The sequence below is a fragment of the Nonomuraea sp. NPDC059023 genome, from assembly GCF_042740095.1.
GTDB lineage: Bacteria > Actinomycetota > Actinomycetes > Streptosporangiales > Streptosporangiaceae > Nonomuraea.
This window is the reverse complement of sequence record NZ_JBHYIO010000008.1, coordinates 292,153-308,528: the sequence shown is the minus strand read 5'-3', so window position 1 is coordinate 308,528 and position 16,376 is coordinate 292,153. Positions and strand designations below refer to the sequence as shown.

The 16,376-nt window shown below is 72.3% G+C and carries 14 protein-coding genes; 4 read left to right on the top strand and 10 right to left on the bottom strand.

Features of this window, described 5'->3' with window-relative positions:
• Positions 1-82: 82 nt before the first annotated feature.
• On the top strand, positions 83-3,199 hold the full coding sequence (locus tag ACFWYW_RS17035) for a S8 family serine peptidase (protein ID WP_379610243.1): 3,117 nt from the start codon (positions 83-85) through the stop codon (positions 3,197-3,199).
• 62 nt (positions 3,200-3,261) lie between these two features.
• Here ACFWYW_RS17035 and ACFWYW_RS17030 read toward each other — a convergent pair whose 3' ends face one another.
• Positions 3,262-3,606 carry a VOC family protein gene (locus ACFWYW_RS17030; protein ID WP_379610244.1) on the bottom strand — a complete coding sequence of 115 codons (345 nt, stop codon included), beginning with the start codon at positions 3,604-3,606 and terminating at the stop codon, positions 3,262-3,264.
• A 119-nt stretch (positions 3,607-3,725) separates the two neighbouring features.
• Here ACFWYW_RS17030 and ACFWYW_RS17025 point away from each other — a divergent pair, with 119 nt between their 5' ends.
• Positions 3,726-4,928 (top strand): MFS transporter, encoded by a 1,203-nt coding sequence (locus tag ACFWYW_RS17025; RefSeq protein WP_379610245.1) that lies wholly within the window; start codon positions 3,726-3,728, stop codon positions 4,926-4,928.
• Positions 4,928-5,299 carry a MerR family DNA-binding transcriptional regulator gene (locus ACFWYW_RS17020; protein ID WP_379610246.1) on the top strand — a complete coding sequence of 124 codons (372 nt, stop codon included), beginning with the start codon at positions 4,928-4,930 and terminating at the stop codon, positions 5,297-5,299. The genes ACFWYW_RS17025 and ACFWYW_RS17020 overlap by 1 nt, the downstream gene beginning before the upstream one ends.
• On the opposite strand, the gene ACFWYW_RS17015 is transcribed toward ACFWYW_RS17020, so the two are convergent.
• Complete coding sequence (locus ACFWYW_RS17015; protein WP_379610247.1) at positions 5,300-6,268, bottom strand: alpha/beta hydrolase; 969 nt, start codon at positions 6,266-6,268, stop codon at positions 5,300-5,302.
• Between the two features lie 215 nt (positions 6,269-6,483).
• Here ACFWYW_RS17015 and ACFWYW_RS17010 point away from each other — a divergent pair, with 215 nt between their 5' ends.
• A complete protein-coding gene (locus ACFWYW_RS17010) occupies positions 6,484-7,341 on the top strand; it encodes a GNAT family N-acetyltransferase (protein ID WP_379610461.1) in 858 nt (285 codons plus the stop codon).
• On the opposite strand, the gene ACFWYW_RS17005 is transcribed toward ACFWYW_RS17010, so the two are convergent.
• From ACFWYW_RS17005 to ACFWYW_RS16970, 8 genes are all read right to left on the bottom strand, one after another.
• The gene (locus tag ACFWYW_RS17005; protein ID WP_379610248.1) at positions 7,302-8,912 is read right to left on the bottom strand and encodes a PucR family transcriptional regulator; all 1,611 of its coding nucleotides are present in this window, start codon (positions 8,910-8,912) and stop codon (positions 7,302-7,304) included. The two genes, ACFWYW_RS17010 and ACFWYW_RS17005, sit on opposite strands and share 40 nt — an antisense overlap.
• Before the next feature lie 222 nt (positions 8,913-9,134).
• Positions 9,135-9,758 (bottom strand): FMN-binding negative transcriptional regulator, encoded by a 624-nt coding sequence (locus ACFWYW_RS17000; RefSeq protein ID WP_379610249.1) that lies wholly within the window; start codon positions 9,756-9,758, stop codon positions 9,135-9,137.
• Entirely contained in the window at positions 9,749-10,585 is an 837-nt protein-coding gene (locus ACFWYW_RS16995; protein WP_379610250.1) for an ABC transporter ATP-binding protein, read from the bottom strand. Before ACFWYW_RS16995 ends, ACFWYW_RS17000 begins: the two co-directional genes overlap by 10 nt.
• Positions 10,586-10,597: 12 nt before the next feature.
• The gene (locus ACFWYW_RS16990; protein WP_379610252.1) at positions 10,598-11,668 is read right to left on the bottom strand and encodes a FecCD family ABC transporter permease; all 1,071 of its coding nucleotides are present in this window, start codon (positions 11,666-11,668) and stop codon (positions 10,598-10,600) included.
• A complete protein-coding gene (locus tag ACFWYW_RS16985) occupies positions 11,665-12,699 on the bottom strand; it encodes a FecCD family ABC transporter permease (RefSeq protein ID WP_379610254.1) in 1,035 nt (344 codons plus the stop codon). Before ACFWYW_RS16985 ends, ACFWYW_RS16990 begins: the two co-directional genes overlap by 4 nt.
• Complete coding sequence (locus tag ACFWYW_RS16980; protein WP_379610255.1) at positions 12,696-14,066, bottom strand: serine hydrolase domain-containing protein; 1,371 nt, start codon at positions 14,064-14,066, stop codon at positions 12,696-12,698. The genes ACFWYW_RS16985 and ACFWYW_RS16980 overlap by 4 nt, the downstream gene beginning before the upstream one ends.
• Positions 14,063-15,169, bottom strand: a complete 1,107-nt coding sequence (gene menC / locus ACFWYW_RS16975) for an o-succinylbenzoate synthase (protein ID WP_379610257.1) — start codon at positions 15,167-15,169, stop codon at positions 14,063-14,065. The genes ACFWYW_RS16980 and menC overlap by 4 nt, the downstream gene beginning before the upstream one ends.
• Before the next feature lie 30 nt (positions 15,170-15,199).
• Positions 15,200-16,276 carry an ABC transporter substrate-binding protein gene (locus ACFWYW_RS16970; protein WP_379610258.1) on the bottom strand — a complete coding sequence of 359 codons (1,077 nt, stop codon included), beginning with the start codon at positions 16,274-16,276 and terminating at the stop codon, positions 15,200-15,202.
• Positions 16,277-16,376: the final 100 nt, after the last annotated feature.

The window sequence follows — 16,376 nt, the reverse complement described above, 5'->3', positions numbered from 1 at the left end:
GGATCATCCGCCGTTCGTCAACCGCCACCCCTGCCGAAAGTCAGGGTGTAACAAATGGATCTCTCCGGACATTGACCCAGTCATGAAGACGTTAGGCAGATCAGTGCTGGCCGCCCTCCTGGCGGCGACGATCGGCTCGACCCCGGCCGCGGCGGCGGAGGCGCCGGCCCCGCGGGCGAACGCGGTGACCCTGATCACCGGCGACCGCGTCGTACTCGCCGGGCAGGGGCATCGCGTGGAGCCGGGGCCCGGCAGGCAGGTCGGCTTCGTGAAGCAGGTGCGCGGGGGCCACCTGTACGTGATCCCGTCCGACGCCATGCCGCTGGTCGCCCAGGGCGTGCTGGACCGGCGGCTGTTCGACATCACCCAGCTCCTGGCCTGGCGGTACGGCGACGCCGACACCCCCGACATCCCCGTCATCGAGCAGGGCCTCACCGCGCCCCTGGGCTCCCTGGAGGTACGGCGGCTGCCCGGCCTGGGCATGACCGCGGCGCGGGTGCCCAAGGCGGATGCCGCCCAGGCCTGGCGGCGGCTCACCGCGTCTCGCACGCTGGCGGCGGGCCGTACCAAAGTGTGGCTGGACGGCCGCAGGCCGTTCACGCTGGACGAGAGCGTCAAGCAGATCGGCGCGCCCCAAGCGTGGCAGCAGGGCATGACGGGCAAGGGCGTCACCGTCGCGGTCCTCGACTCCGGCTACGACGCCGAGCACCCGGCCTTCAAGGGCGCGGTGGTGCAGGAGCGGAACTTCAGCGACGAACCCGACATGCGCGACAACCTTGGCCACGGCACCCACGTCTCCTCGATCGTGCTCGGCAGGGGCGAGAAGTACCGGGGCGTGGCGCCCGAGGCGAGCCTGGCCATGGGGAAGGTGGGCGGGCCCGCGGGACCGACCGACTCGGCCATCCTCGCCGGTATGGAGTGGGCGGCGGTCGAGGTCAAGGCCAAGGTCGTCAACATGAGCTTCGGCGCTCCCGACGGCCCGGAGCTGGATCCGGTGGAGCAGGCGGTCGACACGCTGTCGGAGCGGACCGGCACGCTGTTCGTCGCCGCGTCGGGGAACGCGGGGCCGCATGGCAAGGTGTCCAGTCCGGGCAGCGCCGAAGCGGCCCTCACCGTGGGCGCGGTGGACAGGCAGGGCCGGATGGCCGACTTCTCCAGCCCCGGACCACGTGTGAACGACCACGCGATCAAACCCGACGTGACCGCGCCGGGCGTGGACATCACGGCCGCCGCTCCCGGGGGCGGCCACCGGGCGATGAGCGGCACGTCGATGGCCACCCCGCACGTGGCGGGCGCGGCGGCGATCCTGGCCCAGCGCCATCCGGAGTGGACGGGCGCGCAGCTCAAGGCCGCGCTGACCGGCAGCGCCGCCGCCGTCCCCGGCGCGACGCTCTACCAGCAGGGAGCGGGGACGATCGATCTGGTACGCGCGCTGCGGCAGCAGGTCGTACCCCGGCAGGCGAACCTGTGGGCGAGCTTCCCCTGGGACGGCACCGGCGGCCGGACGGCGACCAGGACGATCACCTATGCCAACTCCGGCGACAGCCCGCTCACCCTCGACCTGTCGGCGGACGGCGAGGTGCTGAAGCCGCCGCCCGGCCAGATCACGGTCCCGGCCAGGGGCGAGGCGTCGGTCACGCTCACCATCGACGCCGATGGAAAGGCCGCGGGCGACTACCCGGGAACGGTGACCGCCAGGTCGGGCGAGACGGTGATCCGCACCCTGGCCGGCGCGTACGTCGAGCCGGAGTCCTACGACGTGACCATCACCGCCATCGGCAGGCAGGGCCTGCCCACCGACCCGTTCTCCAGCGAGATCTACGACGCCAGGACCGGGGCCGTCCATGTGCCCGCCTTCCGGGACGGCGTGGCCAAGATCCGGCTGCCCGAAGGCGACTGGAATCTGTACACGTTCATCTGGCAGCGGATCGAGGGCAAGATGGCGATGACGGTCGCCGACAGCCCGCTGAAGGTGGACGGCGGCGACCAGCGGGTCACCGTGGACGCGCGCCGGGGCAAGGGGGTGAAGGCCACCCTCGACGATCCGAGCGCCCGGCTCCAGCCCGTCTTCGGTCTCGGGCTGGAGCACGGCAAGTGGAGCAGCTGGGGATTCATGGGCGGCACGGACCTCAACTCCGAGGTCTTCGTCGTGCCGGCCCCGTCGCCCGGCCTGGTCTACAGCCTGACGACCACCTGGCTCAGCAAGGACGTCTACACGCTGGTGGACCGTCGTACCGGCGGCCTGCCCGAGGATCCCGCGTATCACGCCAGGCAACGGGATCTGGCCAAGGTCACCACCACCTACCGCGCCGCCGCGGTGGAGGCCACCGGCACACCCCTGGTCGGGCTGCACGGCATCGGGCTGGACGCGCCGGTCGGCGAGATCGCCCTGCCCGGCACGCTCACCCACTACCGCTCACCCGGGCTGACCTACGACAGCGGGCTGGAGGCCGGCACGTCGATCATGTTCGACGGCGGGAAGCTCATGAAGCGCGGGCACACCCGTGAGGTGTGGAACGCGGCGGCCACCGGGCCGTCGTTCCTGTCGCCGGGCGGCAGCCGTACCGGGGACGGCCTGAGTTTCTCCGCGCTGGGGATGTTCGCCGACGGCGGCAGGGACAGAACGGGCACCGACCTCGCCGCCACCGGCGTCGCCACGCTCGCCAAGGGCGGCCAGGTGCTGGCCAGGGCCGACCTCGCGAACTGCGACGTCTACCGGCCGCAAGGCTGCGAGCTGCGCGCGGACCTGCCCGCCGGGGCCGGCCGCTACACGCTGACCGCGTCGATGCGCAGGGAGGTTCCGCACTCCGCGCTGTCCACCGGGGTGGAGTCGGTGTGGTCGTTCCGCTCCGCGACCACGACCGGGGAGCGGCCGCTGCCGCTCATGGCGGTCCGCTACAGCCCCGAGGGGCTGGACGCGTCCAACCGCGCCAAGCCGGGCAGCGTGACCCGGCTGCCGCTGCGGATCGAGCGCAATCCCGGCTCGGCGCGGGCGGCGGTGACGTCGGTCCGGCTGGAGATGTCCGTCGACGACGGCGCGAACTGGCGTCCCGTCCCGGTCGGCCGCGCCGGCCGGGACTGGCGCGCCGTGCTGACGAACCCGGGCACGCCGGGGTTCGTCTCCCTGCGCGCGACCGTGACCGACAGCGCCGGTGACACCGTGACGCAAACCATCCTGCGCGCGTACGCGGTCGGCTGACCCGCCGCCGAGGGCGGCCCGGCGCGGGCCGGGCCGCCCTCGGAACCGATCGTCTCCCGGCGTCAGGCTCCGGGGCCGCCGCCGTAGCTGATCTCGTTGCCCTCCGGGTCCCGGTAGATCACCTTGACCACGCCGCCGTCGAACGTCTCGCGGTCCGCCGGCTCGATGCCCCGCCCGGCGAGCGCGGCGACCCGCTCGTCCAGGTCCTCGACGTAGGAGAACACCAGGGCGTTCCCCGCCCGCTTCGGGTCCTGCACGATGTAGACGTACCGGTGCTCGGCCACCTCCCACACCGCCTCGATCTCGTTCGGCAGGAACGACGGCCCCGCACCGAAGAACCGCTCGTACCACGGCAGCGCCGCGGCGTAATCGGTGACGGGTATCCCGGCAAAGAGGTCGAGCGCCATGATGTCCTCCGCGTATGGTCGGCAGGTCGCCGGTACTGACCCCGGCAGCGTCGCAGACTCATCGGTGCGCGCGTTTCCCCTTGACCTTGACGCCGGCGTGAAGGTCCTAGCGTCGCCGCATGAATACGCAAGGGAGCGGCCCGCGGCTGCCGTTGTGGCTGCTGAGCCTTTTCCTCCTCGCCTTCTCCTTCGGCACCGACGACCTGATCATCGCCGGCGTCCTCCCGGACATCGCCCGCGACCTGGACGTGTCGGTCGCGATGAGCGGCCAGCTCGTCACGGTGTTCGCGCTGACCTACGCGCTGGGCGCGCCGGTCGCCGCCCTCCTGACCTCCCGGCTGCCGCGGCGGCCGGTGCTCGCCGGGGCCGCCGCCGTGTTCGTCCTGGCCAACCTCGCCGCCGCCGTCGCCCCCACGTACGGCCTGCTGATGGTGGCGCGGATCGTCTCCGGACTGGCCGCCGCCACCGCCTCTCCCGCCGCCTTCGCCGTCGCCGCCACGGCCGCCCCCGAGGGCCGGCAGGGGCGCTTCCTCGCGGTCGTCGGGGCCGGGCTGACGACCTCGCTGGTGGCCGGGGTACCGGTCGGCACCTGGATCGGCGGCGAGCTGGGCTGGCGGGCCACGATGGTCTACGTCGCCGCGATCGCCCTGCTCGCCGGGCTCGGACTGCTGCTGTCCCTGCCCGCGCTGCCGGGCACGGGAGCGTCCCGTCTCAAGGACCGGCTGGCGCCGCTACGCCGTCCCGGCACCGCCGCGGCGCTCCTGGCGATGATCCCCAGCGGCGCCGGCGGCATGATGTCCTACGTCTACATCACCGAGATCGTCGGCCGGATCGGCGGCATCCGCGGCGCCGCCGTCGCCCCGCTCATCACCGCCGTGGGCCTGGCCGGGATCGTCGGCGCGTTCGCGGGCGGCCGCCTGGTCGACGCGCTGGGGGCCCTGCGCGCGCTGATGATCCTCCTGCTCGGCGTGTTCGCCGCGCCTCTGCTCATGGCCGTCCTGGGGCTCGCCGGCGGGCCGTACCCCCTCCCCGTCGTCACGTCGCTCGTGATCCTGTACGGCCTCGCCACCTGGGGAATCGCACCGGCCACCCAGGCCTGGCTGCTGGAGCGGGCCGACGGCCCGGGTGCCGCCAACGAGCTGATCGCGCTCAACAACAGCGCCATGTTCCTCGGATTCTCCCTGGCCGGCGGGATCGGCGGCCTGGCTCTGGAGACGTTCGGCCCGCTTGCCGTGCCCGCGACCGCCGCGGGATGCGTGCTGGTGTCGCTGGCGTTGTTCTGGAGGGCGTTCACGTCCGGCGGAAGAAGGGTGGACCGGTGATGCGGATCGGCGAGGTGGCGCGTTGCGCGGGTGTGTCCACCCGGGCGCTGCGCTACTACGAGGAGCAGGGCCTGATCAGCGCGGAGCGCGATCACAACGGCTACCGGAGGTACGACGACGGCGCCGTCCCGCTCGTGCGCGACATCGCCCGCCTGCTGCACGCCGGGCTGAGCTCGGAGGACGTGCTGCGGTTCGTGCACTGCCTGGGCACCGGCGAACCCGATCCGCCCAAGGACTGCCTGTCGCTGATCCTGACCTACTCCGAGCGGCTCGGAGCGCTGGACGCGCGCATCGCCGCCATGACCGGCGTGCGCGAGCGCCTGGCCGCCGAGATCGACCGCCTGGCGGAGACGATGGGTGACCAGAGGTGATCAGGTGGGGAGGGCCGCGAGCCAGCCGGTGAGGATCCGGTTGACCTCGTCCCCGCGCTCCTGCTGAATCCAGTGGCCGCACCCGTCGAGGATGTGCGAGCCCATCAGGCCGGGCAGCGTGGCGGGGTAGGCCTGGATCGCCTCGGTCAGCCAGGTGGTGGAGGCGTCCTGGGCCCCGCCCAGGAACAGGGACGGCTGGGTGATGGGCCGGCCGGAATGGGCGGCGAGGTCCTCCCAGTCCCGGTCCATGTTGCGGTAGCGGTTGAGCGCCCCGGTCAGGCCGGTCCGCTCGAACTCCGCGGCGTACAGGTCGAGGTCGTCCTCACCGAGCCAGGCGGGCAGCCGCCCGGCCGGGAACCGGTCGCGCAACCTCCCGCCGCGGCTGACGAAGTGCGGGTCCGGGGCGCCGGGCGCGGGCATGGTGCCGGCGGACAAGGCGGCGTAGAAGCCCGCCAGCCAGCCGCGGACGTCCGGTTCGATCTCGGCTTCGGCCCTGCCGGGCTCCTGGAAGTAGGACACGTAGAACTCGTCGTCGCCGCCCATGCCGGCGAAGACCTCGCTGGGCCGCGGACCACCGGGCGGCGTATAGGGAACGCTCAGCAGGGCGAGCGCGCTGAAGACGTCCGGCCGGGTGAGCGCGGAGGTCGCGGCGATGGTCGCGCCCCAGTCGTGCCCGACGATCACCGCGCTGTCGGCGCCGAGCGCCTCCACGACGGCGACGTTGTCCTCGACCAGTTCGAGCATCCGGTACGCGGACACCTCCGCCGGTTTGGCGGAGCGCCCGTAACCGCGGACGTCAACGGCCACGGCACGGTATCCGGCCGCGGCCAGGACCGGCAGCTGGTGGCGCCAGGAGTACCAGAACTCCGGGAACCCGTGCACCAGAAGCACCAGCGGTCCGGCACCCTGCTCCACGAGATGCGTCCTGCCCGCCGGGGACGAAACCAGCCGGTGTGTGAGCCTCGACATGCGTTCTCCGTTCTTTGACGCCGTCAGCTTGCGGCCTCGGTGGGGATCGCCGCAAATCCCTTTGCCACTTCGGCAAAGCCGGTTCATGAACGCCTGTTCGTCTGGATCACCCAAGGAGCCCGGCGGAATTTGTGAGCCGGTCTGTGCCGCTGCCCATGTCCCGCCGGTCAGGATGGCCCGGTCCGTGACAAGGCGTGAGGTGGAGCAGAAGCGTGATGACGAATGACAACAAGGTTGCGGACGGCTGGCTGCTCAGTGCGGCCTCGCTCGCGGCCGACGCCGCCGGGCGTGCCGGAGTGACGATCGGTCTGGCCTCCTCCCAGGCCGACTGCGAGGCCGCGAGCCGGCTCTTCGATCGGGTCTGGAACCAGCGGGAGAACAGCCTGCTGATCCCCGGCGCGTTGATCGCTCTCGCCCACAGCGGCAACTACGTCGCCGTGGTGCGGGCCGGTGACCGGGTGGTGGGCGCCGCGGCCGGCTTCTTCGGGCCGCCGCGGGCGCGTACGTTGCACAGTCATCTCGCCGGTGTCCTGCCCGAGCTGCGCGGGCGCGGGGCGGGCAACGCCCTGAAGCTGCACCAGCGCCACTGGGCGCTGAGCGTGGGAGCCACGAACATCACCTGGACCTTCGACCCCCTCGTGGCCCGCAACGCCTACCTGAACGTGCACCGCCTGGGCGCGCGCATCGACCGTTACTTCGAGAACTTCTACGGCGACATGGGCGACACGCTCAACGGTCACGACGACTCGGACCGGGCGCTGGCCAACTGGAACCTGCTGCGCCCGTACCCGCGGCCTTCTGCCGGCCTGGACAGAGAGCCGCACTACCTGCTCCGCCAGGACGGCGACCATCCGCTCCTGGACAGTCCCGGCTCGGGGGCCGAGCTGCTGGCGCTGCAGATCCCGGCGGACATCGAGACGCTGCGGCACACGAACCCGGCCGCCGCCAGCGCGTGGCGCGCCGGCCTGCGCAAGGCCATGACGTGGGCGCTCTCCGACGGCTGGGCGGTCGTCGACGTCCGCCGGGACGGCTGCTACCTGCTGGAGCGTCCGGTGGCGGGCTCCGGCGGGTAGAGATGCAGCTGGAGCTGCAGCGTGAACCTCGCCGCCGGGTCGTCGAGCGAGAACTCCCCGATCTCCGACATCCGCTTGAGCCGGTACCGGAAGGTGTTCTGGTGGACGTGCGTCGCCGCGGAGGCGGCCATCACGTCGCCGTGGGCGTCCAGCCAGGCGCGCAACGTCTCCACCATGAACGTCGAGTCCCGGGTCTCGTCGTAGGCGAGCAGCCGCGCGTAGGCGCCGAACGGCCCGCGTTTCGAACTCGCGGCGAGGTCGCGCAGCTCCATCATGAGCGCCTCCACCTCGATGTCGCACGCGCGGGCCACCCGGTCGGCCCAGGGCGCCGACGACGGCTCGGGCGGGCGCCGTCCCAGCACCCGCAGCGCACGGTCCGCGTCCGCCCGTGACAGCTCCAGCTCGGCGGCCTCGTGCACGACTCTGCCGATGCCCACGACGGCGCCCTCGGCGCCCCGTCCGATGAAGCTCCGGCAGGTGAGTTCCAGGCTGACCTCGGTGTCCTCGCGCCGGGACGGCACGAGCGCGTAGACGGTGTCGTCGAGAAGCGCCACGGCCGTGTCGGCCCAGGTCCCCGCCAGGTGGACCTGGAACGAGACCGCCAGCCGCTGCAGCTTGGTGACGTGTGCGGCGGCCGCGGTGTACGCGCCGTCGGCCGGCTCGTTCAGCGTCAGCGCGACGACGATCAGGGAATGCCCGGCCAGGCGCAGCCGGTCCAGCGCGGAACGGGCCTCGGGGCCGCCGGTCAGGGCGGTGGCCACGAGGTCGGTCCGCAGCCGCCTGGCTCCGTCGGCGCCGGCCCGCAGCTGGAGCATGTGCAGGGCCACGAGCCGGGAGGCGTCGAGCAGCAGGTCGTCCTTCTCGGTGGTGAGCGGCTTATCGACGACGCCCCAGATCGAGCCCAGGATCTCGTCACCGGCGCGGACGGCGACCGCGACCCGGCCCCGGGTGACGCGGCCGTCGGGGAGGTCGAGTGGCGGCAGGAACACCGGGCGCACGGACTCGCGGATCGCGCGCAGCGCCCCGCGCTCCTCGTCGAAGACCCAGTAGGGCTCGGGTGTCCGGCGTCCCAGGATCACCTCGACGCGGATCGGGTCGGTCTCCCCCTGGTGGTCGGAGTAGGCCAGCACCACGGAGTTGCGGTCCTCGATGGTGACGTGGGCGCCGATGAGATCGCTGATGGCGCCGGCCATACCGAAGAGATCGCCGACCTCGCGCCCGCCCAGGTCGCGGACCTTCGGGTGCGGGGGCGACTGCAGAGCCGTCCCGAGCACCGCGATCACCTGCTGCCAGGACACTCCCGCCGGCAGGCCGAGCACGACCATCCCCTCGTCGGGAAGCAGGTCGTCGACGGCGAGCCCGCGTTCGCGCGGCTGCCGGATGAGCACCGCGGCGGCGGCGTGCAGGCAGGCCAGCCGGACCAGCGAGCGGACCTCGTCCGGCGCCGTGACGCCGACGCCGAGCACGATCGCCCCCACGGGGATCGGCGGCGGGTCGTCCGCGTCGTGGACGACGACGCCGCCGACGGGCGCCAGGTAGCGAGGCGTGCCCGCGAGCGTGGCGAGCAGCATCGGTCCCAAGTGCTGCAGGACCCTGCCCAGGGTCGGTCCGCGACCAGCGGTCTCACCGTGGGAGGAGCGTCCGTCCTCGATGGGATTCGGGGTGGTTCCCACTGTTCACCTGCCTGTCGTTCCCGGAGTGGTCCGCCCATGGTAAGCACGTCCACCAGCGCGGATCTCGGTGGAAACGACGAGAGCGGCCCGGCCGGTTCGTGCGCCCGACCCACCGGCCGGTCAGTGCGGGCATCCGTAGCGTGCCCGCATCAAGGCCGCCGCCTCGACATGGTGTGACGCCTCCAGACCGGCGATGGTGCCCAGCCGGTCGCCCGGCGAGCGGTTCTGACCGATCTTCAGCTTCACCTCCAGCCGATCGATCGGCATCTCGAACGCCTGCAGCTCTCCCAGGAGCTCCTCGGTGCGGTGCCGCGCCCAGCCGTCGGGCCGCCACCTGTCCAGCCCGTCGGTACGCGCCCCTTCGTGCGCGGCGCCCAGCGCCATCAGGTGCCGCTTGACCAGCTTCGGATCGTCGAGCGGCCGGGCGGTTCCCGCCGCCTCGACCGCGCCGAAGTTGTAGGTCGGCAGGCCCCGCTCGGCGTACCACGCCGGGCTCACGTAGGCGACGGGCCCGGTGAAGGCGACGCGCAGGGCGGTGCCCTGGCGGAGCGCGCCGGCCACGGGGTCGGCGGCCGAGACGTGCCCGACCAGGGTCCCGTGCCGGCCCTGGTCGCGGCGGAGCTCCACCGGCACGAACGACAGCAGCACGTCCGGGTCGAGCGCGATGACGACCGCGAACGGCCAGCGTTCCATCAGGTCGTGGGCCTGCCCGGTGCCGGCCTTGAAGTCGGGGTTCACGTACACGGTGCGGTGGTCCTGGTACGGGCCGCCGGGATGACCAGCGGCGTTCCGGTCTCGGGGTCGTCGATGATCGAGCAGGGAAGCTGGTAGACCTTCTCGATCAGCTCCGGGGTGACGATGTCCTTGGGCGACCCGCTGGCCACCACCGACCCGTCGCGCATGGCGATCAGGTGGGTGGCGTACCGGGCGGCGAGGTTGAGTTCGTGCAGCACGACCACGATCGTGCGCTCCCCGCTCTCCTGCAGTTCGGCGCAGAGGTCCAGCACCTCGACCTGGTGGGTGATGTCGAGGTAGGTCGTCGGCTCGTCGAGCAGCAGCAGCGGAGTCTCCTGGGCGAGTGCCATGGCCAGCCACACGCGCTGGCGCTGCCCGCCGGAGAGCTCGTCGACGTAGCGGGTCGCGAGATCGCCGGTGTTCGTCCGTTCGAGCGCGCCGGCCACGGCCACGTCGTCGTCGGCCGACCACTGGCGCAGGAACTTCTGGTGCGGGAAGCGGCCGCGGGCCACGAGGTCGGCCACGGTGATGCCGTCGGGGGCGATCGAGGTCTGCGGGAGGAGGCCGAGCCGGCGCGCGACCTCCTTCGACGGGTACTTCGCGATGTCCTCCCCGTCGAGTACGACGCTGCCGCGCTCGGGTTGCAGGAGCCGCGCGAGCGCGCGCAACAGGGTGGACTTCCCGCAGGCGTTCGGGCCGACGATCATCGTGAGCGAGCCGTCGGGGATGTCGATCGACAGGTTCTCGGCGACGACCCGCTCGCCGTACCGCAGAGAAAGGTTGTGCGCGCGCAGGCGGTTGCCGTGGAGCGCGTCGGGCGCGTTCTCTATCTTCATGGGCACTCCAGGTCAGAGGCGGGAGGCACGGCTCTGCTGGTACAGCAGCCAGGCCAGGTAGGTACCGCCGATACAAAGGGTCGGGATGCCGACCGGCATCTGGGAGTCCGGCCAGACGCGCTGGGCGGCGAGGTCGCTGACGATCAGGATCAGGGCCCCCATCAGGGCCGCGGGCACGATGGACACCGAGCCGCCGGTCAGGCGGCGCATGATCTGCGGTGCGGCCAGCGCGACGAACGCGATCGGCCCCGCGGTCGCGACGGCTCCCGCGCACAGCACCGTCCCGATCACCAGCAACCGCATCCGGGTCGGCTTGACGCGGACGCCGAGCCCCTGCGCGAGATCGTCGCCCATCTCCAGGAGGCGCATCTGGCTCCCGATCGCGAGCACCGGGACGATCATCAGGCAGACGGTCAGCCCGATGATCTGGACCTGCTGCCAGTCGGCCCCGTTGAGGCTGCCCACCAGCCAGGTGTACGCGCTCTCCGCGTCCTGCAGCCGGGCACGCAGAAGGAGGTAGGAGATGAGGCTGTCGAGCAGCGCGGTGGCGGCGACACCGACCAGGATCAGGCGGAACCCCTGGATGCCGCGGCGATGGGCGAGCCCGTAGACGGTGGCGGCGGTGGCGAAGCCGCCGATGAGGGCGCCGGCCATGCCGGAGCCTTCCTGGCCGCCGAAGACGAGGACCATGGCCACGGCGCCCGCCGAGGCGCCCATGGTGAAGCCCATGATCTCGGGGCTGCCCAGGGGGTTGCGGGTCACCGACTGGAAGATCGCGCCGCTGGCGCCCAGCGCGAGTCCGACCAGCCCGGCGGTGAGCAGCCGGGGAAGCCGGAGATCGAAGATCACGAACTCCTGGGCGGCGCCCCGGTTGCCGGTCAGCGTCGCCAGGACCTCGCCCGGGGACATCGGGTAGTCGCCGACGCCCAGCTGCACCAGGGCGAAGCCGAGGGCGGCCAGCACGACCGCGGCGCTCGCCAGCACGGCGCGCGGACGCCACAGGACCGACCATCCGCGCCAGGACAGCCGCGCGGCCGTGTGCGGCGCCGCCTGCGCCCGGCGGGCCGTCTTCACCGCGCTCACAGCCCGGCCATCCGGCGCCGGCGGATCAGGTAGACGAACACGGGCGCGCCGACGATGGCGGTGACCAGTGCCGTGGGCAGCTCGCCCGGCCGGGCGATCAGGCGCCCGGCCAGGTCGGCGGCCACCATGAGGATCGGCCCGGCGAGCAGGCAGTAGGGCAGCAGCCAGCGATGGTCGGGGCCGGTGAAGGTGCGGACCATGTGCGGCACGACCAGGCCGACGAACGAGATCGGCCCGGCCGCCGCCGTGGCGGCGCCGCACAGCAGCGTCGTCGCGACGACTCCCAGCAGGCGGGTACGCCCCACGTTGGCCCCCAGCCCCTTCGCCGCGTCCTCGCCGAGGGCCAGCGCGTTGAGCGAGGAGACCAGGAACAGCGTCAGCACGATTCCGACCACGATGAACGGCGCCACCTGGATCACCACCGGAGCCGTGCGGCCGGACAACGTTCCGACGCTCCAGGCCCGGAACCCGTTGAACACCGTCGAGGACAGCAGGACGATCGCGGAGATCACTCCGGTGAGCGCCGCGGTGATGGCCGCGCCGGCCAGGGCGAGCCGGGCCGGGCTGGCTCCCGCCGTGCCCGCGGAGCCGAGGGTGTAGACCGCGACCGTCGCGATGCTGGCTCCGATGAGGGCGAACCAGACGTAGCCGGTGAGCGAGGCGACCCCGAGGTGCGCCATCGCGATCACCACGCCCAGGGCGGCGCCGGCGTTGACGCCGAGCAGGCCGGGCTCGGCGAGCGGGTTGCGGCTCAGCGCCTGCATCAGCGCGCCGGCGACCGCCAGTGCGGCGCCGACCAGGACCGCGAGGATCGTCCGCGGCAGCCGTACGCCGCGCACGATGACGTCGGCGTCGGTGCCGCCCGCGGTCAGTGACTGCCAGACGTCGGCGAACGGCACGTTCTCGGCGCCCAGGGCCAGGCTCGCCGCCATGAGAAGGAGCAGGATGGCGGCCGCGACCCCGAGTCCGAGCGTCAGCCGCCGCTGACCGGCCCGCGCCACGGCGGGCGCCGGGAGCGTCCGGGTGCTCAACGGACCCGCTCCAGTTCGCACCAGTGGGTGAGGCAGTTGCCCACCCGGTCCCCGCTCTCGCCGTGCTTGACCGCCCTGGCGGCCCCTGTCAGGCGGTCGTCGCCGACGTCGAGGGCGAGTTCGAGCCACGGGCTGGCCCGCAGCGCGTCAGGAGTGGGCAGTTGCAACTCGGCGGCGAGCATCACGTCGTACGACTCGTCCTCCTCGACCCGCGCCTGGACCCGGCCGGAGCCGGCGACCTCGATCCACACCGAGCCGTCGCCGTCCACCTCCACTCGCAGCGGTACCGCGCCAAAGGGGGTCGCCACCTGGCCGGCCCACTCTCCGGCCGGCACGGGCTTGGGCGACGTCGTGTCCTCCTCCGGTCCGATGTGGCTCACCAGGGTCTCGAGGAGGATCTCGCAGGCCGTGCGCGTCTGGGCGAAAGATCCGGTCTGGTTGACGACGGCGGCGGCGCTCACCCCGAACTCCGGGAGGATGGCCAGCGACGCGCCCACCCCGCACATGTCCCCGGCGTGCGCCAGCACCTCGACGCCGTCGGGGTGGCGGACGTTCAGTCCCAGGCCGTAGCGCTCCCCGTCCTCCAGGCCCGGAGTGCGCACCGCCGCGGCGGAACCCGGCGCCAGCACCGCCGACCCGTACGTGTGGGTCAGCCCGAACCTGGCCAGGTCGGCCGCCGACATCCAGGCCATGCTCGCGGCCGGGTGGCTGGTGGTGATCGTCGGATAAGGAACATGCCGCTCGGCCGTGTACGGCACCGCCGCCTCCGCCCCTCCGGCACCGGGCCCGTAGGCGCCGGAACTCAGCCCCAGCGGCCCGAACAGATACCGCTCCAGCAGTTCGCCCAGCGGATGGCCGGTCGCCGCGACCAGCCACGGCTCCAGCACGCCGTATCCCAGGTTGGCGTACTCGAAGCGGGTGCCCGGCTCGTGGATCAGCACGCCGTACCGGTCGACGGCCCGCTCGATGCCCAGGGGCTCGTCGTCGTAGGCGAAGTCCCAGTACCTTCCGAACCCGGCGGTGTGGTTCAGCGCCTGACGGGCGGTCGGCCGGCCGCCGCGCCCCGGCCGATGCCGGTCGAGCCAGGGCAGCCGGTCGGCCAGTGGCTCGTCGAGATCGATGAGCCCGCGCTCGGCGAGCATGACGCACAGGGTCGCGACGACGGGCTTGGTGACCGAGGCCAGCAGGTACGGCGTGCCGCCGGTCGCCGGCCGCCCCTTGAGGTCGGCCATCCCGAAGCCGCGGGCCTCCACCCGGTCGCCCTGGGCGATCGCGAGCGAGATCGACGGCAGCCGGTGCCGGGCCATCAGGTCCTCGATCCGGTCGGCGACCTGGTCGAGGCTCGGTATGAGCGTGCTGTCGGTCATCGTTCGTAGCTCCAGGTGTCCACGGTGAACATGCGTAGAAGGTCCGGATCGGGCGTGGCGCCGATGCCGGGTTCGGAGGGGACCAGTACGTGCCCGTCCGCCTCAAGCGTGACGGGGGCGGTGAGGTCGGTCGTGTAGAAGCGGTCCGAGGCGGAGGTGTCGCCCGGGAGGGTGAACCCGGGGAGCGCGGCGAGGGCGATGTTGGCCCGCCGGCCGAGGCCGCTCTCCAGCATGCCGCCGCACCACACGGCGACCCCGTGGGCCCGGGCCAGGTCGTGGATCCGCTTGGCCTCCAGGTAGCCGCCGACGCGTCCCGGTTTGACGTTGATGATGCTCGCGGCGCCCATCGAGATCGCCGCCGCGGCCGAGCGGGCCGAGACCACGGACTCGTCCAGGCACAGCGGCGTCGTCAGCATCCCGGCCAGTCGCGCGTGCTGATAGAGGTCGTCGTGATGCAGGGGCTGCTCGATGAGCAGCAGCCCGAACTCGTCGAGCCGGCGCAGGTGCGGGGCGTCGGCGAGGTCGTAGGCGGCGTTGGCGTCGACCTGCAGCGGCAGCTCGTCGCCGAACTTCTTCCTGACCGCCCGGACCGGCTCCACGTCCCAGCCGGGCTGGATCTTGAGCTTGATCCGCCGGTACCCCTCGTCGACGAACCCGCCCACGACGTCCAGCAGCGCCGCGACCGACGGCTGGATGCCGACCGAGACGCCGGCGGGAATCCTCGTCCTGGTGGCGCCGAAGTACCGGGCGAGCGACACCCCCCGCTGACGGAGCACGAGGTCGAGGACCGCCAGCTCCAGCGCCGCCTTCGCCATGGGATGGCCCACCACGCCGCGCAGCGCGGGCGCCACCTCCTCCGCGGTGCGCACCTCCGCCGCGAGCAGGCGAGGCAGCAGGAACGAACGCATGACGTCCACGGCGCCGCGGCTGTGCTCGCTGGAGTAGGTCGGCTCCCGCTCCGCCACGCACTCGCCCCAGCCCTCGGCCCCTCCTCCCGCGATCCGGGCCAGGACGAGCTCGCGCTCGGTGCTGACGCCGTTCGACGTCTGGAACGGCGCGCGGAGCGGCAGCCGCACGGTGCGTATCTCGACGGACTCGATCATGCGTTCCTCCTGTGTCGTCTCGTCCGGCCGTCAGGAGGAGAAGTTCTCGACCTTGGTGCCCGTGTTCCCGTCGATGGCCGCCTTGATCTGCGGGATGACGTGCTCGATGGCGTACGGCAGGCTCAGCACCGTGCCCCAGTCCATCGACCAGAACGCGGAGTCGATCTTCATCCCGGTCGACCAGAGGGAACGCCCCTCCTTGGTGGACTTCAGCCCGGAGACGACCGGGTTCTTCTTCAGCGCCTCCACCTGGCCGCCGTCGGTCGTCCACAGCACGAGGTCGGCCGCTCCGATCAGGGAGAGCTTCTCGGAGGAGATGTCCGCGCTGTAGCCGGTGCCCACCAGGGCGTCCAGTTCGGGCAGGCTCTTGAAGCCGAGGTTGGTGAAGAACTTGGAGCGGGGGGTGGCGGGACCGATCACCTTGAACGTGTCCCCCCAGCACTCGGCGATCGCCACGGTCAGGCCGGCGAAGCCCGGGTTGGCCGCGACGGCCGCCTTCACCTGGTCGGTGATGCCGGCCACCAGCGTCCTGCCCTTGTCCTCCCGGCCCAGGGCGGTCGCGAGCATCTGGGTCTGCTGCTCCAGCGGCGCGTTCCAGTCGGTGAACCCCTTCGGCTGCGCCACCACCGGGCAGATCGAGCTGAGCTTGTCGTACTCCTTCTTCGTCATGCCGCCCATGACCCCGGTGATCAGGTCCGGCTTCAGCGCCAGGATCTTCTCGATGGAGTACTCCTCGAAGTCGAGAAAGTCCGGGTTCTTGGGGAAGGCGTCCTTGTTCCACGGGTGCAGCGGCGAGTACCAGTCACCGCTGAACACCCCGACGGCCACAGGCGGCACGCCGAGCGCGACGAGGACGTCGATGTCGGTCTGGCCCAGAGCGACGATCCGCTTCGGGTCCTTGGGAACCGTGGTCTTGCCGTACGCGTGCTCGACCACCTTGTCGGCGCTGCCGGTGGCTCCGGCCGGCGACGGCTTGCCGTCCTCCTTCGCGCAGCCCGGCACCGCGAGCGCCATGCCCAGCGCGCCGAGCCCGGCCAAGAAGCCACGCCGTCCGAAACTCTTCTGTGAGGTGGCGCGCAACGCGCTGCCTGCCGATGGCCTGATCATGCCGGACCACTCCTCCACGTTCTGGAACCCGGTCTGGGGTGCGGCATACCTTAGGTCGGCACATCGCCGCACTTCGTCAGTGATCCCGACGAACTCTGCG

Coding starts and splice junctions, on each gene's coding strand:
- ACFWYW_RS16970 (WP_379610258.1), bottom strand. CDS start 16,276: ATGATCAGGCCATCGGCAGGCAGCGCGTTGCGCGCCACCTCACAGAAG.
- ACFWYW_RS17005 (WP_379610248.1), bottom strand. CDS start 8,912: ATGCTGCTCGCCACGCTCGCGGGCACGCCTCGCTACCTGGCGCCCGTC.
- ACFWYW_RS17015 (WP_379610247.1), bottom strand. CDS start 6,268: ATGTCGAGGCTCACACACCGGCTGGTTTCGTCCCCGGCGGGCAGGACG.
- menC (WP_379610257.1), bottom strand. CDS start 15,169: ATGATCGAGTCCGTCGAGATACGCACCGTGCGGCTGCCGCTCCGCGCG.
- ACFWYW_RS16980 (WP_379610255.1), bottom strand. CDS start 14,066: ATGACCGACAGCACGCTCATACCGAGCCTCGACCAGGTCGCCGACCGG.
- ACFWYW_RS16995 (WP_379610250.1), bottom strand. CDS start 10,585: ATGAAGATAGAGAACGCGCCCGACGCGCTCCACGGCAACCGCCTGCGC.
- ACFWYW_RS17020 (WP_379610246.1), top strand. CDS start 4,928: ATGCGGATCGGCGAGGTGGCGCGTTGCGCGGGTGTGTCCACCCGGGCG.
- ACFWYW_RS17010 (WP_379610461.1), top strand. CDS start 6,484: ATGACGAATGACAACAAGGTTGCGGACGGCTGGCTGCTCAGTGCGGCC.
- ACFWYW_RS17025 (WP_379610245.1), top strand. CDS start 3,726: ATGAATACGCAAGGGAGCGGCCCGCGGCTGCCGTTGTGGCTGCTGAGC.
- ACFWYW_RS17035 (WP_379610243.1), top strand. CDS start 83: ATGAAGACGTTAGGCAGATCAGTGCTGGCCGCCCTCCTGGCGGCGACG.
- ACFWYW_RS17030 (WP_379610244.1), bottom strand. CDS start 3,606: ATGGCGCTCGACCTCTTTGCCGGGATACCCGTCACCGATTACGCCGCG.